This window comes from Pseudodesulfovibrio thermohalotolerans (assembly GCF_021353295.2).
In the GTDB taxonomy this organism is placed as follows: Bacteria; Desulfobacterota; Desulfovibrionia; order Desulfovibrionales; family Desulfovibrionaceae; genus Pseudodesulfovibrio; species Pseudodesulfovibrio thermohalotolerans.
The window spans coordinates 3,400,642-3,426,152 of sequence record NZ_CP120635.1 but is presented as its reverse complement, the minus strand read 5'-3'; the positions used below and the strand labels follow the sequence as shown (position 1 = coordinate 3,426,152).

General features: G+C 62.3%; 23 protein-coding genes, 1 tRNA gene and 1 other RNA gene. 2 read left to right on the top strand and 23 right to left on the bottom strand.

Annotation, left to right across the window (positions count from 1 at the left end):
- Window positions 1-5: 5 nt before the first annotated feature.
- The 12 genes from LF599_RS16055 to LF599_RS16000 all read right to left on the bottom strand — a co-directional run bounded on the left by LF599_RS16055 (window position 6) and on the right by LF599_RS16000 (window position 10,606).
- Complete coding sequence (locus tag LF599_RS16055) at window positions 6-1,073, bottom strand: hypothetical protein (protein ID WP_279521492.1); 1,068 nt, start codon at window positions 1,071-1,073, stop codon at window positions 6-8.
- Between the two features lie 31 nt (window positions 1,074-1,104).
- The gene (locus LF599_RS16050) at window positions 1,105-2,724 is read right to left on the bottom strand and encodes a TolB family protein (RefSeq protein ID WP_279521491.1); all 1,620 of its coding nucleotides are present in this window, start codon (window positions 2,722-2,724) and stop codon (window positions 1,105-1,107) included.
- 546 nt (window positions 2,725-3,270) lie between these two features.
- Window positions 3,271-3,540 carry a flagellar biosynthesis protein FliQ gene (fliQ, locus tag LF599_RS16045; protein ID WP_269940203.1) on the bottom strand — a complete coding sequence of 90 codons (270 nt, stop codon included), beginning with the start codon at window positions 3,538-3,540 and terminating at the stop codon, window positions 3,271-3,273.
- 82 nt (window positions 3,541-3,622) lie between these two features.
- Window positions 3,623-4,384 (bottom strand): flagellar type III secretion system pore protein FliP, encoded by a 762-nt coding sequence (gene fliP, locus LF599_RS16040; protein WP_269940202.1) that lies wholly within the window; start codon window positions 4,382-4,384, stop codon window positions 3,623-3,625.
- Window positions 4,377-4,757 carry a flagellar biosynthetic protein FliO gene (gene fliO, locus LF599_RS16035; protein WP_279521490.1) on the bottom strand — a complete coding sequence of 127 codons (381 nt, stop codon included), beginning with the start codon at window positions 4,755-4,757 and terminating at the stop codon, window positions 4,377-4,379. Before fliO ends, fliP begins: the two co-directional genes overlap by 8 nt.
- On the bottom strand, window positions 4,750-5,274 hold the full coding sequence (gene fliN / locus LF599_RS16030) for a flagellar motor switch protein FliN (RefSeq protein ID WP_269940200.1): 525 nt from the start codon (window positions 5,272-5,274) through the stop codon (window positions 4,750-4,752). The genes fliO and fliN overlap by 8 nt, the downstream gene beginning before the upstream one ends.
- Before the next feature lie 84 nt (window positions 5,275-5,358).
- Window positions 5,359-5,859 (bottom strand): flagellar basal body-associated FliL family protein, encoded by a 501-nt coding sequence (locus LF599_RS16025; protein WP_279521489.1) that lies wholly within the window; start codon window positions 5,857-5,859, stop codon window positions 5,359-5,361.
- Between the two features lie 78 nt (window positions 5,860-5,937).
- Window positions 5,938-6,663 carry an OmpA/MotB family protein gene (locus LF599_RS16020; protein ID WP_269940199.1) on the bottom strand — a complete coding sequence of 242 codons (726 nt, stop codon included), beginning with the start codon at window positions 6,661-6,663 and terminating at the stop codon, window positions 5,938-5,940.
- A 2-nt stretch (window positions 6,664-6,665) separates the two neighbouring features.
- Window positions 6,666-7,487, bottom strand: coding sequence for an OmpA/MotB family protein (locus tag LF599_RS16015; protein ID WP_279521488.1), 822 nt, complete (start codon window positions 7,485-7,487; stop codon window positions 6,666-6,668).
- A 24-nt stretch (window positions 7,488-7,511) separates the two neighbouring features.
- A complete protein-coding gene (locus tag LF599_RS16010) occupies window positions 7,512-8,273 on the bottom strand; it encodes a motility protein A (RefSeq protein WP_269940196.1) in 762 nt (253 codons plus the stop codon).
- 18 nt (window positions 8,274-8,291) lie between these two features.
- Window positions 8,292-8,999 (bottom strand): YggS family pyridoxal phosphate-dependent enzyme, encoded by a 708-nt coding sequence (locus LF599_RS16005; protein ID WP_279521487.1) that lies wholly within the window; start codon window positions 8,997-8,999, stop codon window positions 8,292-8,294.
- A 476-nt stretch (window positions 9,000-9,475) separates the two neighbouring features.
- A complete protein-coding gene (locus LF599_RS16000; RefSeq protein ID WP_269940195.1) occupies window positions 9,476-10,606 on the bottom strand; it encodes a twin-arginine translocation signal domain-containing protein in 1,131 nt (376 codons plus the stop codon).
- A gap of 370 nt (window positions 10,607-10,976) precedes the next feature.
- On the opposite strand from LF599_RS16000, the gene topA reads away from it, so the two are divergent.
- Both topA and LF599_RS15990 read left to right on the top strand, forming a co-directional pair.
- On the top strand, window positions 10,977-13,388 hold the full coding sequence (gene topA / locus LF599_RS15995; RefSeq protein WP_269940194.1) for a type I DNA topoisomerase: 2,412 nt from the start codon (window positions 10,977-10,979) through the stop codon (window positions 13,386-13,388).
- Between the two features lie 284 nt (window positions 13,389-13,672).
- Window positions 13,673-14,350, top strand: a complete 678-nt coding sequence (locus tag LF599_RS15990) for a 16S rRNA (guanine(527)-N(7))-methyltransferase RsmG (RefSeq protein ID WP_279521486.1) — start codon at window positions 13,673-13,675, stop codon at window positions 14,348-14,350.
- A 315-nt stretch (window positions 14,351-14,665) separates the two neighbouring features.
- Here LF599_RS15990 and LF599_RS15985 read toward each other — a convergent pair whose 3' ends face one another.
- From LF599_RS15985 to LF599_RS15935, 11 genes are all read right to left on the bottom strand, one after another.
- On the bottom strand, window positions 14,666-15,625 hold the full coding sequence (locus LF599_RS15985) for a nickel/cobalt transporter (RefSeq protein ID WP_279521485.1): 960 nt from the start codon (window positions 15,623-15,625) through the stop codon (window positions 14,666-14,668).
- Window positions 15,622-16,350 (bottom strand): DUF1007 family protein, encoded by a 729-nt coding sequence (locus LF599_RS15980; protein WP_279521484.1) that lies wholly within the window; start codon window positions 16,348-16,350, stop codon window positions 15,622-15,624. The genes LF599_RS15985 and LF599_RS15980 overlap by 4 nt, the downstream gene beginning before the upstream one ends.
- A gap of 145 nt (window positions 16,351-16,495) precedes the next feature.
- Entirely contained in the window at window positions 16,496-17,953 is a 1,458-nt protein-coding gene (cysS, locus tag LF599_RS15975) for a cysteine--tRNA ligase (protein WP_279521483.1), read from the bottom strand.
- A gap of 43 nt (window positions 17,954-17,996) precedes the next feature.
- On the bottom strand, window positions 17,997-18,878 hold the full coding sequence (locus LF599_RS15970; protein WP_269940188.1) for a hypothetical protein: 882 nt from the start codon (window positions 18,876-18,878) through the stop codon (window positions 17,997-17,999).
- 2 nt (window positions 18,879-18,880) lie between these two features.
- Complete coding sequence (gene ispD, locus LF599_RS15965) at window positions 18,881-20,065, bottom strand: 2-C-methyl-D-erythritol 4-phosphate cytidylyltransferase (RefSeq protein ID WP_279521482.1); 1,185 nt, start codon at window positions 20,063-20,065, stop codon at window positions 18,881-18,883.
- Between the two features lie 73 nt (window positions 20,066-20,138).
- An RNA gene (gene rnpB, locus LF599_RS15960) (RNase P RNA component class A) lies at window positions 20,139-20,498 on the bottom strand.
- Between the two features lie 12 nt (window positions 20,499-20,510).
- Entirely contained in the window at window positions 20,511-21,251 is a 741-nt protein-coding gene (locus tag LF599_RS15955; RefSeq protein WP_279521481.1) for a zinc ribbon domain-containing protein, read from the bottom strand.
- Between the two features lie 45 nt (window positions 21,252-21,296).
- The gene (locus tag LF599_RS15950; RefSeq protein WP_279521480.1) at window positions 21,297-22,292 is read right to left on the bottom strand and encodes a Nif3-like dinuclear metal center hexameric protein; all 996 of its coding nucleotides are present in this window, start codon (window positions 22,290-22,292) and stop codon (window positions 21,297-21,299) included.
- Window positions 22,293-22,462: 170 nt separating this feature from the next.
- Window positions 22,463-22,538: transfer RNA gene (locus LF599_RS15945), tRNA-Ile, on the bottom strand.
- A gap of 87 nt (window positions 22,539-22,625) precedes the next feature.
- Window positions 22,626-24,017, bottom strand: a complete 1,392-nt coding sequence (locus tag LF599_RS15940; RefSeq protein WP_279521479.1) for an MATE family efflux transporter — start codon at window positions 24,015-24,017, stop codon at window positions 22,626-22,628.
- Between the two features lie 398 nt (window positions 24,018-24,415).
- The gene (locus LF599_RS15935; protein WP_279521478.1) at window positions 24,416-25,480 is read right to left on the bottom strand and encodes a phosphotransacetylase family protein; all 1,065 of its coding nucleotides are present in this window, start codon (window positions 25,478-25,480) and stop codon (window positions 24,416-24,418) included.
- Between the last annotated feature and the right edge of the window lie 31 nt (window positions 25,481-25,511).

Sequence of the window (25,511 nt, the reverse complement as noted above, 5' to 3'; positions counted from 1 at the left end):
TGTTCCTACCGGTGATATTGTTGCGTGGGTATGCCGGGGGAGTAGTTGGGAGCGGACGTGGGTGCGGAATTGGAGGTATCGAGATCGGCCATCGCGTTCTGCAAGGCGTCAACACCGTATGCCTTGGCGAAATCCACCAGCGCGTCCGCCGTGGCCGCCTTGGTGGAGGGCACCTTTCCCAGCACCTTCCCCGCAATCGCCTGCAGGGTGGCCGCGGACATGGTTCTGACAACGGTTTCGGTCACGCTGTGTCCCTTGCTCCGCGAGTCGGCGGCCGCGCCGATCCCGGCTCCGGTCGCATCAAGCGCCGACGAGACCAGGAGCAGCTTCGCGGCCTGGGCCGTGGTGAGGGTGGCGGCTCCCACGCCACTGACCGCGACGCCACCGGCTACGGCCACCCATTTGACCATCTCGGCGCGCTGCATGTTGCGGTCGTGGGCGTCCGCCTCGTTCATGGCGACTCGCGAATGTTGCAACAGGGCGTCTATCATTCTCTCGGTCGCTTCCCTGCGGATGGCGTCCGCGTCTTTGTTGAAGGAGTCCCTGAGCCTGTCCCGCTGGGCCTGGGTGAGGCTGTCGTCGCCCTCTTCGGCGCGCCCAAGCTCCGCTCCGGCGACAATGGCCTCGGTGTTCTGCTTCAGAAACTCGTTCTGCTTCCGGGTGAGCTTTTTCCACATGTCGAAATATTCGTTCTCCTTTTCAATGGAGGTATCGCCATTGTGGATTTCCTGCTCAAGCTCTCTGAGTTTCTTTTTGGCCAGATTAAGCTGCTTCCGTCTGATCTCAGCCATCTTTTCGGCCTGCTTGAGGCGGTCACGCGCCTCCTTGATGGAGCGTTCCAGCTCTTCCTTTTGTTGCGGCGTCCCGAAGGCGCGGACCAGGTCCGCCTGGGAGAGGGGGCCAAAGCCGCTGTCCTGACCTGAGTCGCCAACGTCTCCGCCGCCACCGCCACCTCCTCCACCGCCACCGCCGCCACCACCGCCTCCGTAGGCGTGGGCATGGCCGCCGGACACGGCGAGGACCATCATGAATACGATGCAACCCAGTAACCGTAGTGTGATTCCGTTCCTCATAGCTTCCTCGTTTGTAGATGAATACGATACGTTATCGGATGTTGCCCGATTTGGACTGCCGACTCCCATCCAAGTGGAATCCAAATCGGATGCTCCGCAGGTTTGCAAAGGATTCCGGCACGAACTCGGGCACCATGGCCGCCATGGATTCCGAGCTGTAACGGAACAATCTGATCGCCGGGCTGGACCGGCCGTCCTTGTCGATATGGGTCAAAAACAGTTCGGTCACCGGGGAGCGGGACTTGCCGGAAAAGACCAGCCATCGTCCGTTGGGCGACCAGCTGTGCCACGAGTTCATTCCCTCGACGTTGCAGGCCAGCGGCGCGGCCTTTCCGCCCGCCGCCGGGACGATCATCAGGCGGCTGAACGGTTGCAGCACGAGGCCCGTCGGGCTTTGCGTGAACACGATCCATTCGCCGTCCGGGGAATAGCGGGCGAAATAGTTGCTCTTTCCGTTGTCCGAGGCTCCTCGCAGCGGCACGGGTTCGCCCCCGCGCCCCTCGTTGAAGGGCACGGTCCAGATGTCGAAGCGGAACGGGTATTTTTCGTTCAGCGCGAATATGCTGGCGGAATGGGGTTCGGCCCGCACCTGTCCGCTTGTCACGGCCTTGAGCAAAGCGGGGGACACCGGCGCGCGGGAAAAGGCCACGGTCCGGCCGTCCGGGCTGAATGCCGGAGCGGTCTGCACGCACCGTTCGTCGGAGGCTCCCGGGAGGTCCGCATGTCGGCCCGCGTCCACGTCGTACACGCCGATGAAGCCGGTGACGGGATAGAAGAGCTGGGAGAAAGCCTTGTCGTCGAGACTGACGAAGAGGGAGTGCTCTCCCACAGTGGAAACCGCGTACCGGCCCGAGGGGGACAGGGCGGTGAACAGGCCGAAGCTGTACGGCGCGCCCGCCGGGGTCGGCCGGTCGTTCCACGAGACCAGGTTGTTCCGCGCGACCGTGGCCCTGCCCTTGTCGCGGATGAGCATGTAGCTGCCCTTGTCGCCGTCGATGTCCACGTCCATGCCGAGGACGCTGCCCCCGGCGGCAAAGGTGTGGCAGTTGCCGCAGACGGGAAGTCCGTCCATGACCAGGTCCGGCTCGCCGGGCCGTGCCGGGTCGGCCAACAGCCATTGGGTCAGTTCGGGGTGTGCCTGTCCCTCGGCAAAGGGCACGGGTTTGCGCAAAAAGAAGATTTTGGCGTCGATGGGGTCCGGGCTGAAAGCTATTCGCAGGGATACTTCCCCTTCGATGGTCCGGCCATCCCACCCGCCGACGGCGGCGACGCATACGCGCAACGCCGCGTCATGGCCGAGCGCGGCGCGGGTCCGCATTAAATCCCATTGCCCATCGGTCGGAATCCAATGTCCCGATCTGGTCAGCACGCTGAATATCGGGCCGTCCTCGGCAAGTACGGAGATCTTCCAGGCCGCTGGTTTTTCAGCGGCGTCCCACCAGAACAGCGGGGCGGCGATGTCGGGAGGGAACAGGGTGTCGGGCAGGGGCTCCACCCATTTGAGTGAGGCGTTCGGCGGCGCGGTCTCCGGGGATTCCGCCGGGTAATGTATGGAGGCCGCGAATGACCGAGCATCGGATTCGGGCATGGAGGCGAAGGTGTCCAGGAAATGGATGTTTGCCGATGCCTGCGCGCAAGCCGGAAGCTGCACACACCACCAGGCTGTCAGCACGGCGGCGAGGAGCAGATGGCGCGCCGCCGTGCGAGCAGGGTGCTGTTCGTCGCCCTTTTCGCTCTCTGTGCCGTTCGCGGGGGGCGCCCGACGTGGCCGCCGGGAATTCCGGGTGGAACGGGATGAATGGAAATATGGCAAACGCCGCAAGAATGCGGTGAGCGGTGCACTAACTACTAATGAAGACGGGTGCTTCACAGATTGATCCCCTACAGTTGCCGCTTATTGTGCTGCCGTGCGCAATTCTCATCGAGAAGGCCGGAGGGGAGCATGGGTCGTCACCCGGAATGTTAATCAGCTTCCCTTTCAAGGGTGTCTTCCGCCATTTCGACAACCCTTGAGGACGCGTCAAGCGTTCCGGAGATAAGCCTTTCGTCCGGGTATCCCCTCCTGCCGGACGACGACCAGTTCACTATTCTCAGCTTAACATTCCTAGCATTGGATTGAACGTATAGTCAATGACAGCCGAGGAAAGTCCTTCGCCGGAGAGAGGCGGCGACACGGCGGGGAAGGCGCCGGGGCGCACTAGCGGATGTAGTTCGGCAGGTTGAGAAAGAGGTTGGTGGTGTATGAGGTCATCTTGTCCATGATCCATGGGAAGGCCACGAGCAGGGCCAGGAAAAGGGCGATGATCTTCGGCACCATGGTCAGGGTCATTTCCTGAATCTGGGTGGCGGCCTGGATGATGGAGATGAGGATGCCCACGGCCATGCCGATGCCGAGCATGGGCAGGGAGATAACCAGGGTCATTTCGATGGCCTGCCGGGCGAAACCGACGACAAACTCCGGTGTCATTTCAGGCCCTCCATGTCGGGGCGGTTGAGGTTGCGGGCAGATGTCCGGACGGACCACTCCCCGGGTAACGCGGGGCGTCCGGTCACTGGAAGGTGTTGACCAGGGACCCCACCAGCAGGTTCCAACCGTCGATGAGGATGAACAGCAGAATCTTGAACGGCAGCGAGATCATCACCGGCGGCAGCATCATCATGCCCATGGCGAGCAGGATGGAGGCCACGACCATATCGAGAATGAGGAACGGAATGTAGATCAGGAAGCCTATGGTGAAGCCCGTCTTCAGCTCGGAGATGGTGTAGGCGGCCACCAGCATGATGGTGGGCACGTCGTTCTTGCTCTCGGGGCGCGGCTCCTTGGTGATGGAGTAGAAGATGGACAGGTCCTTCTCGCGGGTATGCTTGAACATGAACGTGCGAATAGGCTCCTGGGCGCGGGTCAACGCCTCGGTGAAATTGATGGTCTCGTTCATGTACGGCTGGAGCGCGGTCTCGTTGATGGCCTTGCCCACTGGGTACATAATGACCATGGTCATGAAGACGGCCAGGGCGGCCAGGATCTGGTTGGGCGGCATCTGCTGGGTGCCCATGGCCTGCCGGATGAAGTGGAAGACGATGATGATCCGGGTGAAGGAGGTCATGGTCAGCAGGATGGCCGGGGCCACGGACAGGACTGTCAGCAGAAAGAGGATTTCGAGCAGGGTCGAGACTTCCTGCGGATCGGCCTGCCCGGCGGCAAGCTCCATGGACAGTTTCGGGATGACCGGGGCCTGCGCCCAGGCCAGTGCCGGAAGGAGCACGGCGGCCAGGACCGCCAGCAGGGTCAGCAGACGCGCGCGGCTACTCATGGCCCGCGTTCCTCTTGAGGATCGAAGCGAAGTTCTTGCGTTCCGGGCGTTCCGGCTCGGGCGCTGCTTCCGACTCGGAGAGCAGGGTGATCTCGTGTTCGGTCACGCCCAGCAGCAGGTCCTTGTCGCGGTAGCGCACCACGGTCAGCGATTGGCGGTTTCCGAGCATGAGACGGTTGACCAGCCTCGGGCCGCCGGGACCGCCCGAGGTCAGCGCGCTGGGCACGCCGAACCGTTTGAGCAGCCAGTAAGCCAGAAAAATGACGCCGAGCAGCAGGAACAGGTAGCCGGCGGTGGTCAGGAGGGTGGTTCCCGAATCCACAGCCGGAAGTTCCATGGGGGCGGCGACGTTGACAGGAGCCGGGCTAGCCAAGCTGCTTCACCCGCTCGATGGGACTGATGATGTCCGTCAGCCGGATGCCGAATTTTTCGTTGATGACCACGGCCTCGCCGCGCGCCACCAGCTTGCCGTTGACGTAGATTTCGAGGGGTTCGCCGGCCAGCTTGTTCAGCTCGACCACCGAGCCCTGTCCCAGTTGTAGAAGCTCGTTGATGAGAAGCTTGGTGCGGCCGAGTTCGGCCGAGACTTCCAGCGGAATGTCCAGGATGAAGTCCAGGTCGCGCTTGCCGGAGGTGCTTCCGGCCTTGGCGTCCGGGCCCATGTCGGGCAGGTCGTAATCGTGGGTCCGGGTGGACAGGAACGCCTGCTCCTTTTCGTGCCTGACTTCCTCCTGTTCGGATTCCGCCAGGGCTGCCGCCCATTCGTCGGCCAGGGCCTCGTCGTCATTTCCCATGTCGGCGCTCTCCGCCTCGGAAGGATCGGTCACGTCGCCATTTTCAAGAAGGGCGTCGGCCCATTCCTGCGCGAGTTTGTCCTGATCGTCAGCCATGTCGCTCACCTCGTTGAATTCATTGTTCTTCGTCCGGGCCGTCAAAAATCGGGACGTCCCGATACGAAACTAGCAAGAAGCGTGCTACTGAATGACCATTTCCGTGATGTAGACCCGCAATACGCCGCCGTTGCCGATGATCTGATTGAGGCGGTCGGCGATCTCCTGCTTGAGTTCCACCTTGGCCTGCATGGTGGACAGGCCGTCGTAGGTCTTGCTCGAAAGAAGCAGGAGCAGGGTGTCCTTGATCTTGGCTTCGTACTTGGTCAGAGCGGCCTGGGCGTCGCTATCGCGCACCTCGACCTCCACGCCGAGTTTGAGGTATCGGCGTCCGAGGGGGTCGGCCAGGTTGACCAGGAACGTGGGCAGGGCCACGATCTGGCCCTCCAGTTGCTCGGCCGGTTGGGCGGGATCGCCCGAGGCGTCATCCTGGGCGGTCGCATTTTCGTCGGGCGCGGCGATGTACATGGTGTAGACGAAGTAGCCGCCCACGCCCAGTCCCGCCAGCAGAACGACGATGATGATCCACTTGAGCAGACCGCTCTTTTTCTTTTTTCCGTCTTCCTGGATTTCGTCTTCGGCCATGGCAGTTTCCTTCCTGCTGGATGTTGTCAAAATGCTTATCGTCAATCGTCGTAATTTTCCAGGCCAACTTTAGGCCCGTCAGTAGCCGCCGATGGGGCGGGCGGTCTTGAGCAGTATCTCCACCCGTCGGTTTTTGGGCGAGGCTATCCGCCTGCCCGTATCGTCGACCACCGGGAAGGCGTCGCCGTAAGCGGACAGGGAAAATCGCGAGTTGGGCACGCCCTTGTCCACGAGGTAGGCGAGCACCGCCAGGGCGCGGTCGCCGGACAGTTCCAGCGGCGTCTGCGCGGCGTCCGAGGCATCGGTGTGCCCGGCCACGTTGATAGGTGCGTCGGTCTGGGTCATCATCGGCACCAGCCGGTCTATGAGGAACCTGCCGAGGTCGGACAGCTCGGCCTTGCCGGGCGCGAAAAGAATCTGGTCGGAGAAGACCAGGGCCACGCCGTCCTGCTTGGCCAGGACGTCGAGGTTGTCGTCGAGCCGGGACTTGCTGATCTCGTCCGGCAGGGTGTCGTCCGGAAAGAGCAGGTCCTTGATCCGCTGCTGCTTGTCGAGCACTTCCCACGGCTTCTCCATGAGGTCCACGATCAACCGCTCCTTCACGCTGACCCGGCCCGAGCCGCGCCTGTCGAGCAGGCCGAGGTCCGCCGTGGTCAGCGTGACCTTGGTGAGGATGGCGTTGTCCATGGAGGCCATGGACAGGAGCAGGACGAAGAACGTCAGCAACAGGGTCATGAGGTCCGAAAACGTCACCAGCCACAGGGCCAGGGGCGGACAGGGCTCTTCCTTTTTCTTTCTGGCCATGGCTAACGCAGCTCCGCAGGGGTGGAGACGTCGAATTCAAAGCCGTCGACGCTCATGGTGTCGTCCCGGCGCGGAGGCGCGGGCGCGGTCTCGACTATGCGGTCGCCCAGACGGCTGGAGCGCTTGTCCAGAACGATGTCCACACGCCGGTTGCGGGCGCGGTTTTCCGCTGAGTTCGGCGGGTAGTGGGGGCGGTATTTGCCGAACGCCTCGACCCGGAGCATGTCCGGACTCATGCCGTTGGCCAGCAGATAGCTGTAGATGGCCAGGGTCCGGTTGAGCGAGAGTTTCCAGGAGAGGTCCGGGTTTTGCTCGTCATCGCCGGGCTGGTAGTCCAGCCCGAGCTCGTCGCGCATGTCCGAAGTGTGCCCGGCCAGGAGCAGGGGATATTCGACCTGCCTCAACAGGGGCATGAAGCGGTCCAGGGTGGCCCGTCCTCCCGGACTCAGGACGGAGCCGTCAGGCCCGAAAAGGAGGCTGGCGTTGATGGACAGGATCTGGACGAACCTGTTCGAGGAAAAATTGATGTCCGCGTCCACGTCTTCCCATTTCAGGGACTGAAGCGGCTCCAGATCCCCTGTGTCGATGGGGCCTGGCTCCACGGTCTTTTTGGTGTCTTCCTTGGAGAAGGTGTCGTAGCTCTGCTTGTTGAACCCGAAGGTGCCGATGATGGAGCCGAGCGCCACCAGCTTGCGCCGCTGGTCGATGGTGGCCATGGACACGAGCAGGATGAAGAACGTCAGCATCAGCGTCATGCAGTCCGCGAACGTCAGCATCCACAGAGGAATTTCCTCGCAGCTCTGTCTTTTCTTTTTCTTGGCCATGGCGCGCCCCCTCGGGCGTGATGGTTAATCGGAAACGATGCGGTCCTTGGGCGGCAGGTAGCTGTTCAGCTTTTCCTCGATGATGCGAGGGTTCTCGCCCTTGGAAATGGACAGGATACCTTCCATTATCATCTCGCGGAGGAGAATTTCCTCCTTGCTGCGCGCCTTGAGCTTGCCCGCCATGGGGTTGAGGATCAGGTTGGCGATGATGGCGCCGTAGAGGGTGGTCAGCAGGGCCACGGCCATGGCCGGGCCGATGGAGGACGGGTCGCTCATGGTCTGGAGCATCTGGACCAGGCCGATGACCGTGCCGATCATGCCCATGGCCGGCGCCAGGGTGCCGAGCGCGCCGACCACGTCCGCGCCGGTGGCGTGCCGCTCGCTCAGGTAGGATATCTCGGTTTCGAGGATCTCCTGGATGGTCTGGGGTTCCAGGCCGTCAACGGTCAGTTGCAGCCCCTTGCGCATGTAGTCGTCGTCGATTTCCTTGATGAGCGGCTCCAGGGACAGGATGCCCTCGCGGCGGGCGCGGTTGGCGTAGTCCTTGAAACGGTCGATGACCTCGGCCGGGGAGTCCAGGCTGGAGAAGAAGGTGTTCTTGATGACCCCTATGACCCCGATGATGTAGTTCATTGGGTAGTTGACCAGGCCCGCTCCGATGGTGCCGCCCACCACGATGAGCAGGGAGGGCACGGACACGAATATAATCAGGCTGGAGCCGGTCATAATGGCCGACAAGACCAGTCCGAAGGAGAGGACGATGCCTATTATGGTACCCAGATCCATGCTGTCTCCGCTTAGTTCCTAGCCGCGCGGCGGCCGCGCTCCGAAAATTCTCGTGCCGATGCGCACCAACGTCGCCCCTTCCTCAACGGCCGGGACGAAATCCCCTGTCATGCCCATGGAAAGATGGGGCAGCTTGACGCCCAGCCTTGTTTCGAGTCGGTCGCGCAGTTCCCGCAGCCGGGCGAACACCGGCCTGGCGCGTTCCGGATCGTCGAAGAACGGCGGCATGGTCATCAACCCGGCGAGGCGAAGTCCTTCCATGCCGAGGACCTCCTCGGCCAGCTCGGGAAGACGTTCGGTTTCGACTCCCGATTTCTGCGTCTCGCCAGCTATGTTCACCTGGATCAGGATATCCTGCACCGTGTCCAGGCTCACGGCCTTGTTGTGCAATGCCCGGGCCAGCTTGGAGGAATCCACGCTGTGCACCAGGGCGAACTTTCCGGCCACGTATTTGGCCTTGTTGGTCTGAAGGCCGCCGATGAAATGCCAGTTCACGTCCAGTCCGGCCAGATCTTCCTGTTTGGACAGGGCTTCCTGCACGTAGTTTTCGCCGAACTCGGCCTGGCCCGTCTCGGCCAGCGCGCGTATGTCCGAGGCCGGGTGCAGTTTGGAAACCGCAACCAGGGTCACGTCTTCAGGCGCGCGACCGGCCTGCCTCGCGGCATTGGCCAGCGCTTCCCGAACCTCGGCCGTTCGTTCGGCCAATTCCTGTTTTCTGTCGCTCATGTCTCGCCTGTAAAATCGGGGCCTTGTCCTTACTGGCTCTTATCGGCCCGATTCTCAATTAGTTTAATGAATTAATGATGATTTTTCGTATTCGTCCAGCGTGTACAGGCTTATACCATGACTTTACGCCGCCTAACCACCCGAAATTTTACCGGAACTGTAACCACCTTGAAAAGGGCAATGTTGCCGGAAAGTTAAGTCTAGATTTTCTCTAGTGCGCACGGCGGTCCATGGGGCGAACATTCTTCGCCCTGCGCGGTCTGATTTTTATAAAAACCGCCGAGTTTACGGTTTCGGTCCGGGATTGCAGAGACGGCGCGGACTGCCGCGTAGGCGGGGCGGCCGTGCGAAATCAGGGAAAAAGGGATGGGGCCGGCCGGAGGGGGGAAAAAATTTTGGTCGGGGCGTTCACCTTGCATCGGGCCAAGGAGGCCGCCCGGACGCTGCGGGATGCGTCCGGGCGGGGTGTGACCGCCTTAGGCGGGGGTGACTATGGAATGGATGGTGCGGACGAGTTCCGCTTCGCCCTTGGCGGCGTAAGTCTCGTACAGGGACATGATGGTCGCCTGGGAGAAGACGTAGTTGCGGAACTGGTTGAACGGTTTGGCCTTGAGGTCGCTTTTGGAAATGCCGTAGTCGCGCATGGCCACTTTCTCCATGGTCGGGAGAATCCACTGGCACGCGGGCACGGTGAGAACCCAGTCGTGGTCGCCGAGGTGGGTGACGAATCCCTCCTGGCGGCGGGGCATGGGCAGGGTCTTGCCGCCCTTGGCGAGCAGACCGTAGGCGACGGGGTCGACGCCAGCGATGACCGAAGCGGCGGTCAGCCAGCCAACGACCTGGGCCTCGTCCTTTTCGGTGCGCGGATGGTTGTGGGCGCAGGCCTGGGCGACGATGACGTCGGCGGGGAGCCTGCGGGCGATGGACTCGGCCACGCCCAGGGTGTGGTGCTCGCCGGTTCCGGCCAGCTTGCGCTCGGTGCGGGACTCGCCGTTGGCGTCCCACTGGAAGACCCACGGCTTGTGCAGGTCGTGAAGAAGCTGCGCGGCGATGACCACGTCGCGGTCGAGCATGTAGTCGTAGACTTCGCGGTAGCCGTCATACAGGGCGATGGACACGCGGGTGTTCAGGCCGGTGTGGGTACACAGTCCGCCCGGGTAGGCGTGATGGCTCTGGTAGCCGCTGCCGGGAGCGGAGCGGAAGGGCTGGGGAGAAGCGTCGGCGCTGGCCGCCGGGGGCAGAAAATCGGCTTCGGATACGCCCTCGATGAGTCCCTTGGCGGAAAGTTCCTTGTAGATGGCCTTTTTGTTGGAGCCGCTCATGCCCTTGATGACGGAGGGCGTGGGGTTGTTCAGGATCTGCTCGACGCTTGCGCGGATGGCCGGGTTGCGGATCGCGGCGGCGGCCTTCAGGATGGACCGCCAGGAGGCGGAGACCGGACCGGAGGCGTCGGCCATGGCTTCGGGGGTCATGGACATGCACTCTTCAAGGGTGCGGACAGCCGGGGCGGCCATGGCGCGGACGGGCACGGCTGAGACGGCGGCGGCTGCACCGGCCAGGGCGCCGATTTTCAGGAAATCACGACGATTGAGGTGTTCGGAAGACATTCTTTTCTCCTTGAATGCAAGTGCGTTATATGTTTCGAAGAACATACGCGCCGCATTCGTCGGAAGCCTTACGAACGAGTGACGGAATGTTGCCTGTGTATGAAAAAGCAGCGACAAGGCGAGGCGGAATGGCAGGCTGCTCAATAAAGGAAAAAGTGCGTTTCACCCATTATCTATATATAGAGGCTTGACGAATTGGCGAAAAACCGGGCATAGACCCCCCTCAGTCTACCGGGAATGGTTCTCGGAAAGGCCGAGCCCCGAATCCGGCAACACGAACCGGACACACAATCTTGCAGCCTGTCGAAGAGGGCGCGGATGCGGGAGCGCAATCGCGCATTTTTCCACAGTCTGATATGAGAGCCGCAACATGCCGAAAGACCTGATTATCGTCGAGTCCCCCGCCAAGGTGAAGACTATCTCCAAATTCCTGGGCAAGGATTACATTGTGGATGCCTCTGTGGGCCACGTGCGAGACCTGCCCACACGCGATCTGGGCGTGGACGAGGAAAACAACTTCGCCCCGCATTATGAGATCATCCAGGGCAAGGAGGACGTGGTGAAACGGCTGCGAGCCTCGGCCAAGAAGGCGGACACCGTCTATCTCGCGCCTGACCCGGACCGCGAGGGAGAGGCAATCGCCTGGCATGTGGCCGAACTGCTCAAGCCGGTCAATGACAACATCCGCCGGATTCAGTTCAACGAAATCACGTCCCGGGCTGTCAAGGACGCCCTTGAACACGCCCAGGAGCTCAACGAGAATCTCTTCGACTCCCAGCAGGCCCGGCGCATCCTGGATCGGCTGGTGGGCTACAAGATTTCCCCCATCCTGTGGAAGAATGTGAAGCGCGGCATCTCGGCCGGGCGCGTGCAGTCCGTGGCCCTTAAGATTCTGGTGGAGCGCGAGAAGGAGCGGCGCGCCTTCAAGGCCGACGAGTACTGGCCCTTCAAGGTTTTTCTCGAAGGCGAGAATCCGCCGCCGTTCTGGATGGATCTGCACAAGCTCGAAGGCAAGGCGGTCAAGCCGGGCGTCAATCACGTGTCCAACGCGGACCAGGCGGAGACTTTGCAGGAGCAGTTGGAAAAGGGCGAGTTCCTTGTGGACTCCGTGCAGGAGAAGCAGCGCAAGCGCCAGCCCCTGCCGCCGTACATCACCTCCACTCTGCAACAGGACGCCAACCGGCGCATGGGCTACTCCGCCAAGCGGACCATGTCCATCGCCCAGCGGCTCTACGAAGGCGTCGAACTCGGCGCGCGCGGCACCACCGCGCTCATCACCTACATGCGTACCGACTCCGTGCGTATCGCCCAAGAGGCGCAGGAGGCCACGAAGGAACTGATTATCGAGCAGTTCGGCGCGGACTACTATCCGCCGAAGACCCGAAATTTCAAGACCAAGGGCGGCGCGCAGGACGCGCACGAAGCCATCCGGCCCGTTGACGTGACCATTACGCCCGAGAGCGTGAAGAGCTATCTGCCATCCGAGCAGTACAAGCTCTATCGGCTCGTCTGGCAGCGGTTCGTGGCCTCGCAGATGGCAGCGGCCACCTTCTGGGATACCACCGTGCTCGTTTCGGCCCCGCAGACCGTGTGGCGCGCCAAGGGCGAGCGGCTGCTCTTCGCCGGTTTCCTGGCCGCCATGGACAAGGCCAAGACCGATGAGGACGTGGAGCTGCCCAAGCTGCACGAGGGCGAGACCCTCAAGCTCAACGAGCTGAAAAAGGAACAGAAGTTCACTCAGCCCCCGGCCCGCTATTCGGAAGCATCCTTGGTCAAGACCCTGGAGGAGCTGGGCATCGGGCGGCCGTCCACCTATGCGGCCATTATTTCCACCCTGCTTGAGCGCGAGTATGCCAAGCTGGAGGAGAAACGGTTCGTGCCCACCGAATTGGGCTTTACCGTGTCCGACCAGCTCTCCGAGCATTTCCAGGCTCTCATGGACGTGAGCTTCACCGCCCAGATGGAGTCCCTGCTCGACGACGTGGCCGACGGCAAGAAGAACTGGGAGGAGCTGCTCCGGAATTTCGGCAACGATTTCTATCCCACTCTTGAGAAGGCCCGCACCGAGATGGGACGCTCCCAGCAGGTCACGGACGTCGTCTGCGAGAATTGCGGCAAGCCCATGGCCATCAAGTTCGGCAAGACAGGCGAATTCCTGGGTTGCACCGGCTTCCCGGCCTGCCGGACCATCAAGAACTTCACCCGCGACGAAGAAGGCAACATTCAGGTGGTGGAGCGCGAAAAGCCCGAGGACACTGGAGTGACCTGCGAGAAGTGCGGCCGCCCCATGGCCATCAAGCAGTCCCGGCGCGGCGAGTTTCTGGGCTGCACCGGCTATCCGGACTGCAAGTCCATCGTCAATTTCACCCGAGACGAAGATGGCAACATCAAGGTGGTGGAGTCCGAAAAGCCCGAGGTGGTCGGCGTCTGCCCCGATTGCGGCGGCGAGCTGCTGCTCAAGAAGGCGCGCACCGGCTCCAGGTTCATCGCCTGCTCCAACTATCCGGACTGCACCTACGCTGCGCCGTTTTCCACGGGCGTCCCGTGCCCGCGTGAAGGCTGCTCGGGCGAGCTGGTGGAAAAGTCCTCGCGTCGGGGCAAGATATTCTACTCCTGCTCGGAGTACCCCAAGTGCGATTACGCGGTTTGGAACTGGCCCATCAACGAGCCGTGCCCCAAATGCGATCATCCCATCCTGGTGCGCAAGAGTTCCAAGGACAAGGGCGAGCACATCGCCTGCCCGAAAAAAGGGTGCGACTACACCCGTCCCATCGACGAATAGGCGCGGCATCCGGCGGGAGCTATCCTTGCCTGCCCTGTCGTTTTGCCAAAAAAAGTTCGGATTGTTGATCCAGGTCAATGTTTTCGAGCTTGCCCTCAGGTAGAAGGAAGGCGTGAGCGGGGCATGACCTCCCCCGCCGCGCATGACACATTCTCTACCAAAGGGCGGTCGCCATTGCCGTCCGAACGTCACACCCTACATCCTCCGAGAAGGCCGCTCTCCCCCGAGCGGCCTTCCTGTTTGAGGGGCTGGATTGTTTTCGGGAAAAAAAGTATCTCCTGCCCATGCCCGATACCCGTCCCACTCCCGAGGCCGTGCTGGCCGCCGCCCGCAAGTTGGGCCGCTCCGTGACCACGGCCCAGGCCGAGCAGCTTGCCGCCTACCTGGATCAACTCATCAAATGGAACCGCAAGATGAATCTCGTGGGACCGTCCGACTGGCAGACCGTCTTCGACAGACTGGTGGTGGACTCCCTGTTCCTGGCCGATTTCACGGCCGGATTGCGGCTTCCCGAACGCCCGCTTTGTCTGGATTTCGGGGCCGGAGCCGGATTGCCCGGCATCCCCTTGCGCGTCCTCTGGCAGGAGGGCGAGTACTGGCTGGTTGAGGTGCGCGAAAAACGGGCCACTTTCATGAAAAGCGTTCTGGGACGGCTCAAGCTGCCCGGCACCAATGTTTTCGCTGGCCGGGCCGAAGACGCGCTGGACCGGCTTTCCAAATCCGGCCACCAGGCGACCGCCGACCTCATTCTCAGCCGCGCCTTCATGCCCTGGGAAAAACTCCTCGATTTCATCCGGCCCATGCTTCGCCGCGACGGCGAACGCGCTGGTGTGGCCGTGATTCTCTCCAATGACCCGCCCCCGGCCGAAACGGCCATTCCCGAAGGCTGGCAGCTCGGCGATGCGGCGAGCTACCCCGCGGCGGGCGGCGAGCGGTTTTTCTGGTCCTTCCGGGTGGTGTGATGCCTCCGGCGGCCAGAGGGGAAACTTTCGAGAAAGTTTCCCCTCTGGACTCCCCTTCAAAGCTTTTTAGCGCGCTTTCGGCAAGTGCGGACGGCGTGTCTTTCCTTCCATTCCTAATTCTTCGTAAAGAACCCTTTTCCTATGGCGTGCGCGAACCGCGAAGCGGCTATAAAGAGTTTAGGAAAAGGAGGGGTTGGGGGTCCGGGGGGGAAGGGGAGGAAAGAACCCTTTTCAAAGGGTTTTTCCTCCCCGTCCCCCGCCCGCCCCCCCCCCCCCCCCCCCCCCGCCGGAGGCGCGCAATCACGGAAGAGGCTGTCAGGCGAGATCGAGCAGGGAGCCGAGAAGGAGCAGGCTGCCGGTGGCGAAGACAATGAGCGCTCCGGCCAGGGAGAGGATGCATTGTCCGGTCCGCAGCAGCGGCGAGCTGTTTTGCATGAGGGCGAGCGCGGTGTCTCGGAATTTTATGGTCAGCAGGGAGACTGTGGCCAGGGAGAGGCCCATGCCGAGGGCGATGGCGACCATGGCGGCGACTCCGGCGGGGGTGATGCCGAGGGCTATGCTGAAAATGAGCACCAGCGCGGCGCCGGGGCATGGGACGAGGCCCGTGGCCAGGGCCAGGCCGACGAGGCTTTTCGGGGAATTCGAGCTTGTGGGTCGGGGGGCGGGTTCCCGATCGGGTTTGCGGCAGTTCCAAAGGACACCGGCCAACATGCACAGTCCCATGATCGCAAGCAATCCGTAGCTGACGTTTTGCAGGATTTGGCCCATGTCGTCCACGGCCCGCGAGGCCGACATCTTGAACAGGTATTTCCCGCCCAGGACCAGGACCGTGGCCGAGAGCACATGCAGGGGCATGGACAGATAGGCGTAGATCAACGCCTGCCGGGGCGGCGCGTCCCGATAGAGGAAGTATGAGGCGGCCAGGACCTTGCCGTGTCCGGGGCCCAGTGCGTGCGCCACGCCATAGGCGAAGGCCAGCGCCATGAAGACCCAGAACGCCTTGCCCAGGGGATTTTCGCGGATGGACTCGGCGGATTGGCTCATGCCCTGGCGCAGGGTGTTCTGCCAGGTCGCTATTTTTGCCATGACAGGGGCAAGGGGCGAAAGCAGGCCGCTTTCGGACGTGTCGTGTTTTTGGGCGCCGGCCGAGGATGTGAAGGGGTTTGGCGCGGCAAGCCCGGCCTTGGCCATGCCAACGGGGACCGAACAGGCGAGCATCAGGCAGGCGAGGACCAGCCCGAGAAGCAGGACGGGGAATGCGGGGGAACGGATCACGGCCTCCGGAAATTCACGATGAGCGCTTCGGGAACGATTTGTTCATAATAGTAGGCCATGGACGGCATGGTGCGGACATCCGTGTTCAGCTCGAATAGGTCTGTGGGGCCGTCCGTCCGGATTTTTCCCGAAAAGCTGCCGAGCTTGACGTGGCTGGAGAACCGCTGGAAGTCGTCCGGCGAGGCCGGGGCGTCGGCGTTGAGATACAGGGGGTCGGCCGTGGGGTCTATGGTCGGCCCGTTTTCGGAGGCGTAGGTGACGAAGGTGTAGAAGGATTCGTCGAACACGCCGACCACGATCTCCCGATTGCGGTCGGCCGCCTTGACGTGGCACGGAATGGTGAAGTGCCAGACCATCTTGCGGTCGTTGAGCTCCACCCTGAAGTCGGTGGCCCATTGCGCCCGGAACGGCTTGCCGTCGATGCGGATGTGCGTGAAGTAGTCGTATTCCTTGATGAGCTTGAAGCTCTCGCTCTCAACGGCCTTGGCTTCGGCGGGCGTGAGCGGGCCACCGTCATATTTTTGTATGAGGTCGAGGATACTGGCGGTCAGCATTTCGTCCATGTCCCACCGCTGGTGAATGCCCGCCAGTCCTTCCTCGTCGAAAACAAAGGTGACGTCGGCCGCCACAAAGGCGTGGGGGTGGGCAAAGGCCAGTGCCGGGAGCAGGAGTACGGCCGCGAGCACGGCCGGGATTATCCGTCGAAAGGGTGATGAAGCGAACATGTCTCCATGTAGGGGAAAGCGTTCATCCGGTCAAGAAACAGGGGGGCGAAGCTCGGTTTGCCGGAGGGGCCGCGAGCCTTGGGAGAGGCGGATAAGGGCCGGGAAAGGGAGGTTGTTCGCCCTGTTCCCGGCCCTTGCTGATTGGTTAGAGGACGTCCCAGGTCGCGCCCTGGGGGGTGTCGTGAACTTCCACCTGCATGGCGGCGAGCTCGTCGCGGATGGCGTCGGACTTGTCGAAGTCCTTGTCCTTGCGGGCCTGGGCGCGGGCGTCGAGGAGTTCCTGGACCTTGGCCGGATCGATGCCGGCGCGGGCGGCGCGGCAGTCGCGCAGCTCAAGGAGGAACTCGGCAGGATCGCGCTCGAAGATGCCGAGAACCTCGGCCCACTCGGCCATGTCCCGCTTGATGCGGGCGAAGAGGTCGCGGCCGCCTTCGGACTTGCGGAGGTTCTTGTCCTCGGCCACGCGCCCGGCCAGGCGGATGGCGGAGAAGACGTGGCCCAGCGCTCCGGCGGTGTTGAGGTCGTCGGCCATGGCCTCGGCGAAGCTCTTTTCGAGGGTGTCGAGTTCGCTGGTCAGTTCCTCGGGGAACGGCGATTTCTTCCACTTTTCCTTGGCCAGCTCGGCGTCGATCTGGCGCAGGGCGGAGTAGATGCGCTTGAGGCCCTTTTCCGCTTCTTCAAGGGCGTCGAAGGAGAAGTCCAGCGGGCTGCGGTAGTGCATGGTCAGCAAGAAGTAGCGCAGGGTCTCGGGCAGGAACTTGGCCAGGATGTCCCGGATGGTGAAGAAGTTGCCCAGGGATTTGGACATCTTCTCGGAGTTGATCTGGACGAAGCCGTTGTGCACCCAGTAGTTGGCGAACGGTTTGCCCGTGGCGGCCTCGGACTGGGCGACCTCGTTCTCGTGGTGGGGGAAGGAGAGGTCCTGTCCGCCGCCGTGGATATCCAGCGGCAGGGAGGAATATTTTTCGGACATGGCCGAGCATTCGAGGTGCCAGCCGGGACGGCCCTTGCCCCAGGGTGATTCCCAGGACGGTTCGCCGGGCTTGGCGCCTTTCCACAGGGCGAAGTCGAGCGGGTCCTCTTTCTGCTCGCCGGGAGCTATGCGCGCGCCGGATTCAAGCTCGTCGATGTTCCGGCCGGACAGCTTGCCGTAGCCGTCAAAGGAGCGGACCTTGAAATACACGTCGCCGGACTCGGTGGCGTAGGCGTGGCCCTTGTCGATGAGCCGCTGGGTCAGCGCGATCATTTCGGGGATGTGCTCGGTGCACTTGGGCTCCACCGTGGGCCGGAGGATGTTCAGCCTGTCCATGTCCACGTAGAACTCGTTGATGAACCGCTCGGCGATCTCATCGGCCCGCTTGCCCACCTCGTTGGCGCGATTGATGATCTTGTCGTCGATATCCGTGAAGTTGCGGATGAAGTTGACGTTGTATCCCTCGTGCTTGAGGTAGCGGTAGAGCACGTCGAAGACCACGCTGGAGCGGGCGTGTCCGATGTGACAGAAATCGTAGGCCGTGATGCCGCAGACGTACATGTTGACGTCGTTGTTGTTGGCCGGGGTGAATTCTTCCTTCCGCCGCTTGAGGGTGTTGTAGATTCTCATTGGATTACTCCATTTTTATTTCATTGGAATATTTCGACTTCGATCAGATTCCGTCGGCAGGGCCGGTTTCCACGTGGACGTTCAGCAGGTCGAGATTCTCGAACATGTCGCGCCCCATGAAGAAATAGAGCACGGGCACGGATTCCGCCGGATTGGCGGACATGGTCAGGGTGCCGGGGTCGTTCAGGAACCGTTTCAGGCCGAGCATGAATTCGCGGGCCGGTTCGTTGCCTTGGGTCTCGGCGTAGGCGGCCAGCCCGTCGAGTTCCGCGTTGATGTGGCTCAGGGTGACGGCCTCGGACATGCCTGTTTTTCTGGACCAGTCCGAGCCGATCAGCCGCATGAATTCACGGTTCCGGAAATGGAGCACTGCCGTGCGGATGCCCAGCGCGAAGCTTTGTTCCGGCCGGAAACCCGCGAGGTTGATGTTGTCCAGGGCTCCGGTCAGGCTCAGCGAGCCGAGCTTGGGGTCGTCCAGGGACAGTTCCTTGAGTTTCAGGATGCCTGTCTCGGGGGCGAAGGCGTAGTCGAGAGCCCCGGTTCCGGACAGGGCCTCAATGCCGAGGCTCTTGATGTACCCGGCCCATTCGCCGAAATTTTGCGGGGTCGCGGGAATGGTCAGCCCCTTGGCCGAGATGGTCGCGTAATGGGGAATGGGGTTGTCCCGGTCAAAGGCGGAGATGCGCACGGAGTCGGCCTGGAGATGCTGTCCAGAGGGGAACAGGGCGTCCACTCCCTCCAGGATCACCGCGTGGTTCGTGATGTCCACGGACAGGTCGGAATAGGACAGGGCCAGGCCGGGCGTCTCGGCCACGGTGCGCGTCAGCTCCTTGTCCACCTCGGAGTTGACGTACCATTTCAGCCCGAAAAAGCAGATGGTCGCGAAGATGGCGAAGGAGGCGAGGAACTTCGTCAGGCCGGACACGGTTACATCTCCCTCAGGGCGGTGACGGTCGCCACGGCCTTGATGCCTTTTTTCTCGCCGGTGAAGCCGAGCTTTTCCTCGGTGGTGGCCTTGAAGTTGACCTGATGGGGCTCCAGCCCGAGGAGCCTGGCGAGGTTCTTGGCGATTTGGGGAGCGTGCGGGGCCAGGCGCGGGACCTGGGCGATGACGGTCAGGTCAGCGTGGACGATGCGGTTCCCGGCCCGCTCGGCCATGGTCAGGACCTCGCGCAGGAGAATGCCGCTGTCCGCGTTGTCGAAATTCGGATCGTTGTCCGGGAAATGGGTGCCGATGTCGCCGCCGCCGAAGGTGCCGAGGATGGCGTCGGCCAGGGCGTGCAGCAGCACGTCGCCGTCGGAGTGGGCCACGATGGCCGGTCCGCCGGGAATGGGCACGCCGCCCAGGACCATGGGCCGGTCGCCCGTCCCGCCGTAGCGGTGCACGTCGTATCCCCAGCCCGTGCAGGGGACCGTGACGCGGGACGCCTCAAGCCGCTTGAGGTCTTCGGGCACGGTGATCTTGACGTTGGCGGCCTCGCCGGGAATGACGGCCACTTCGGCCAGCCGTTCGACCATGGAGGCGTCATCCGTGACTTCCCAGTCCTCGGCCAGAGCGCGGTCGTGGGCCTCTTTCAGAAGTGCGGCCTCGAACGCCTGGGGCGTCTGTACGGCGGCCAGTTCGGCGCGGTCAAGGGTCTCGGCCACGGTGTTTCCGGCCACTTTTTTGACCGTGTCGGTCACCGGGATGGCCGGGATGACGCCGCGCGCGCCGGATTCAAGGGCCTCGATGAGCCCCGCGACGAGGCGCGCCGAGGCAAAGGGGCGGGCCGAGTCGTGGACAAGCACCCGGCCGCATTCGCGCGGCAGGGCCGCGATTCCGTTGCGGACGGAATCCTGCCGCCGGTCGCCGCCCGGGACCGCGATCCACTGCACGCCCAGTTCTTCGGTCCTGAAAAATTGGCGGAGCTGCTTTTCCTTGGAGGGGAGGTCTTCGGGCGGGAAGACGAAGACAAGCCCGCGGATTCCGGCCGCTCTGGAGAACGTCCGCGCGCAGTGCCAGAACAGCGGCGCGCCCTTGTACTCAAGGTATTGCTTGCGCTCGCCGCCCGTGGCCTCGGCCAGGCGGGTCCCGGCCCCGGCGGCCAGGATGATGCCCCAGATGTCGTTCATGGTGCGGTCCCTGATGTTGCCAGTGAAAAAATTGGCGCACGGGGGAGGATTGCCTCCCCCGCGCGGTAACACAAATCGGAGCCGGTCATAAGCCGGGTTTTGTCCCCCTTTCGGGGTGGTCATCATTCCTCTAGACCGCCCGTTACCGGACGGTTCAAGCAACCAACCCGACAGCTTCGGCCGGGCCGGCCTCAAACGCTGTCCTATTCGGTCTTGCTCCGGACGGAGTTCACCTGGCCTGCCGCGTCACCGCGACAGCCGGTGGGCTCTTACCCCACCGTTTCACCCTTACCTCCGGGAAACCCCGGAGGCGGTCTGCTTTCTGTTGCACTTGACGGGGATCGCTCCCCCTGGGAGTTACCCAGCGTCCTGCCCTGCGGAGCCCGGACTTTCCTCCCCGGTCATTGACCGCGGCGATGACCTGCCCGACTCCGGATTTGTGTCGTTATTTCTCTTCGGCCGAGCCGTCCGGCTGCACGAACGCCTGCCAGTAGATCAGCCGCTGGCAGTTGGGGCAGCTCAGAATCTGCTGTCCCTTCTGCAGGTCGTTGTAGATCTGCGGCGGGATCATGATGTGGCAGCCCGAACATACGCCTTCGGAGACCGGCACGATGACCGGGTGCTCCATGCGCTCGCGGATGAACTCGTAGCGGCCCAGGATCGGCGGCGGCACGGCCTTGCACGCCTTCTTGCGCTTGCGGTTCAGGGATTCAAGCTTTTTGTTGGCCTTGTCAAGACGTTCTTCCAGGGTGGTCTTGAGCGCTTCGTACTGTTCCTGCACGCCGCTCATCTCGTCGTTGAGAGTCTGGGTGGCCTCGTCCTGGCGCAGAAGCTCTTCACGCACGGCTTGCTGCTCGTCGTCGCGCATACGGTTGAGCTTCTCCAGGGAATCCATTTCGCGCATCATGGCGTGGTATTCCTTGGTGTTGCCCACCAGCATCAGCTTATTCTTGGACTTCTTGATCTTGCCGGCATCTTCTTCGATCTCGTCGGAGAGCTTCTTCCTCTGCTCTTGGAGAATGCCCATTTTTTCGTTGATCCGGCCGCGGCGAACCTCGAATTCGTCAAGCTGGCCCTCAAGGTCGGCCAGCTCCTGGGGGGCAAGCTCGATCTCGTTGGTCAGTTCGAGAATATCGTCGTCCACTTCCTGAAGGACGATCAACTGCTCAATCTGTTTCTGATACATGGATTAACCTCTCTGTCTATTTAAAATCACGAAAAAGTGTTTCCGTCAGCTCGTGTACACCGTGAACGGGTCCTCGCCCGGGAAGAATCGGACCTCGGCTTCCGGCAGGGCTTCATCCAGCTCCTGGGCGAAACGGCGCATCATCTCCTCTTCCAGGGAGAAATGCCCCACGTCCACCACGCAGATCGGGGTTTCAACGGCCGGATGGTACTTCATGTCCCCGGTGACGAACACGTCGGCCCCGGCGTGCGAGGCCCGCTCGATGAGGCTCGACCCCGAACCGCCGCAGTAGGCCACGGTCCGGACGGTCTCGGGCTTGGGCCCGGCGACCAGCAGGGCGTCGCGCCGGATAAGACCGGACAGCTTGCCCATGAAGGCGTCGAAGGCCATGGGCTCGGGCAGTTCGCCCGCCTCGCCGAAGCCGACCTCCCTTACCGGCGCGGTCAGGGAGCGCAGGTAGAACAGGGGGCGTTTGCCCAGGGAAAATTCGATCTTGTCCGCCAACCCGCGCCAGTGCGGCTCGTCGCAGACCACTCGGACTTCGCCGGTGCGGCTTTGGGAAACCGAGTGGACCCCGTCGTGGTTGGCCCAGATGTCCGCGGCCTCCCGGGTGATGGGTTCCTCGCAGTAGAAGGAAGCCTCAACCGGCGCGCGGCCGTGCTCCACTTCGAGCAGCCTCCCTCCGGTCAGCCCCAGCTCTTTTCCCAGCCAGAAGGCCGGGCCTCCCGGGCGGGTGTCCAGAGACGTGTGGGCCGCGTAAAGCCAGCTTCCGGAACGGATGACCGCTCGCAACGCGTCGAGGTACATCCCTTCCGTGTCCGGAGCCTTGGGCTTCATGTACAGGGGATGGTGCGTGATTACCGCGTCCGCGCCCCATTCCAGGCAGCGGCAAAGCGCCGCCGGAGTGGGCTCAAGGGCCACGCCAACCTTGTCCGTCCGGTCGACGGACCCGGCCACCTGCACACCGGAATTGTCCCAGGAACTTTGGTTTTCTTCCGGAGCCAGGTCCCGAAAAATAGATAAAATGTCTTGAATTTTCATATAGTTACGACCTTATACCATAAAGAGGATGCTCCCGTAGGGTTTCCCCCTCGGGAGCATCTCTTGTCCTCTTCGATCTCCCGGCCAAAGGCCTTATCGGGGGATTTCAGGATATATGCGTTTTTCTGCTTTCGGGTCTTCGACAAGCACGTCTCCCGGAAGTGGGTCGTTGGTGGGCCAGCCAGGATTCGAACCTGGGACCGACCGGTTATGAGCCGGTGGCTCTGCCAACTGAGCTACTGGCCCGCCGTGGAGTCAAGTACCATAGTCGAAATTTGTTCAGGGTGTCAACTCCTCGACGGCTGCTTCGGGCGGCGGTTTTGTGTGGGGGGTTCAGGGGAGCTTGCACCCCTCCAAGCGCTTCTTCTGCGACTCCATCTCGCCGATGGTTTTCCTGGCGAACCACAGGGCTACCGCGGCTGAGGTCCAGACAATGGAGAAGATGGCCAGCCATAGTGCGGTTATGGGGTAGCCGAGGATTTGAGTGAACAGGGTGAACAGCAGAAATGGGGCCACAACCTGGCGGGCAAGGCCGAGCCAGATGGCGAACATGGGACGTTTCATGCCTTGCAGGACCGAAGTGGGCACGAAGATGGCCACGTAGCCGTACAGGGTGAACGCGTCGATGCGCAGGTAGCCAGCGCCCACGGCTATGACCGCCGGATCGCTGGTGAAGATGCGCATGAGCGGTTCGGCGAAAATCAGGATGGGCACGGACAGGGGGATGAGAAGGTACGCGCCGTAGAGCAGGTTCTTGCGGAAGTTCTCCCGTATGCGGTCGATTTTGCCCGCCCCGCAGTTCTGGGCCGTGATGGTCAGCGCGGCCACGCTCAGGCCGATGGTCGGCATGAGCACGATCTGGTCGATGCGGGTGGCGATGCCGTACGCCGCCGACGCCTCCGGGCCGAAGCCGGACACAAAACGGAAGATGACGAAGAATCCGAGCGCGATGGTCATGGAGTTCAACGCCGCCGGGAAGCCCTGGTGGGCGATCTCTGCGTATATCCTCGGCCTCGGAATCAGATTCCGGCCTCCATCGGTCTTGATGAGCCCTGTGCGGCGGGCCTTGAACGCCAGGTAAACCGCGCCCGCGCCCTGAAGGATGACAGTGGACCAGGCCACGCCCGCCAACCCCATGGCGGGCAGGCCGAAACCGCCGTGAATGAACCACGGGTCCAGGATCACGTTCATGGCGGCCGTGAAGCACAGCACGTTGCGCAGGCTGGCCGTGTCGCCCTGGGACTGGAGCACCGCGTTGAACAGGTAGATGGCCACCGTGACCGCGTTGCAGGCGAAGATCGGCGTCATGTAGGCGAGGCAGACGTCGAGGTAGTGCCCCTCGGCTCCGAGCCAGCCGAAGATGGCCGGGGAAAAGGTCAGCCCGAACCAGGCCAGGAACGCGGACACGAAGATGCCGAAACTGAGCATCTGCACCGCGGTCAAGGCGGCCTGTTTGCGGTCTTTGCCACCTAATGCCGAACCCATGAGCGCGGTTGAGCCCGTGCCGATGCCGCTGGCCAGGGCCGTGATGATGAAGAATACGGGCAGGGACAGGGCCAGAGCGGCCTGTGCCTGGGTGTCGATGCGCCCGGCCCACCATGTGTCCACCACGTTGAACATGGTGTGGAAGAAAAAGCCCACGCTCGATGGCACCGCCACCTGGCGGATAACCTCGGGAATGGGCCGCGTGGTCAGGTCTGTCTTGTCCTGCGCGGTGTTACTCATGGGTGGAGTGTACCCGTTTACCCGCCGGGGATACAGCCTTTTTCCGCCTGCCCCCCCACACATCGGACCGGGATGCGTTGCGTCGAGTGGGGAGGATGCCTCCGGCGGCCCCTTCGGGGAGACCAGGGAACCCTTTGAGAAAAGGGTTCCCTGGACCCTCCCAAACTTTTTTTGTCGCCTCAGGCGAAGGATGGTTCTTGGAATTTTGTTTCTTCCTACCGCGCTCGCACCGCCCGCGAAGCGGCACCAAAAAGTTTGGGAAAATGAGGGGATGGGGGCCCGGGGGAAGGGGAGGAAAGAACCCTTTTCAAAGGGTTTTCCTCCCCTTCCCCGGCCGCCGGAGGCATAAAAAGGGGGACGCGTCAGCGTCCCCCTCTATTGAACATGGTCAGGGTCGGCTATTTCAGGCCGAGTTCCTTTTTGAGGTATTCGAAGTCGATGTTGTTGGACACCAGTTCCGCGCCCTGCTTGATCTTGATGGCGTCGCGCAGCTTGTGCCGGGAGAGGATGTCGTCCATTTTCTTGGCCACGGTGAAGGTATCTTCGCGGACCATGATGATGGGCGTTTCAAGGACTTCGGACCGGGTGAGGATGATGTCGTTGGGGTAGAGGTTGCCGGTCAGGATGAGGCAGGGGCAGTCGCCTTCGAGTGCGACGAGCTGCACGTCCGACCTGTCGCCGCCGACGATGATGGCGGAGTTTTTCTTTTTGCGGAAGTGGGTCATGAAGTTTTCGACCTGCATGGTGCCGATGAGGAAGGACTCGACCACGCGTTCGGACTTGTTGTGGGCGGAAATGATCTTGCCGCCGAGGCGGTCGGCGAGGTCGCCCACCTTGATGGCGCCCATGAGCGGATCGCGGGGGATGACGCCGAGAATCTTGACGCCCTTGGCTTCCAGGGCGGGGCCGAGGAGCTGGTTGATCTCGTCCATGAAATTGGGCGGCACGTCATTGAGGATGACGCCTGCCATGAGGTCGCCGAGGGTTTCCTTCATGGCCATGAGATAGTCGTATTTGAGCTCTTTCTGGAACCTGTCGATGATGACGGTCTTGATGCCGAGCTTGCGGATGACGGAGATGGCGTCGGTGTCGCAGTATTTGCCGGAGTACATGGACCCGGACCCCGCAACCAGGGTGATGTCCTTGTCCTTGGAGACCGCTTCGTAGCCTTCGACGATGTTGCCCAGGAGCCTTTCCATCTTGCCTGTGAACGCCTTGACCTTGAAATCCTGGGTGACGACCACGGGCGTGACCATTGCAGGGTCCTCGGACAGGCCGAGCACATCCTGGACAAAGGCGGCGTCCTCGTCGCCGAGCTTGCCGTCGATTTCCATGGGCATGGCCCCCACGGGTTTCATGTAGCCCACGTTGTACCCGTCTTTTTGCAGGCGCAGGCCCAGGCCCATGACGATCATGTTCTTGCCTGAATACCCGGTGGTAGAGCCAATGTAGAGTCCAGCCATGCCTATATTCCTCCTGAATGTGAACGGGGCG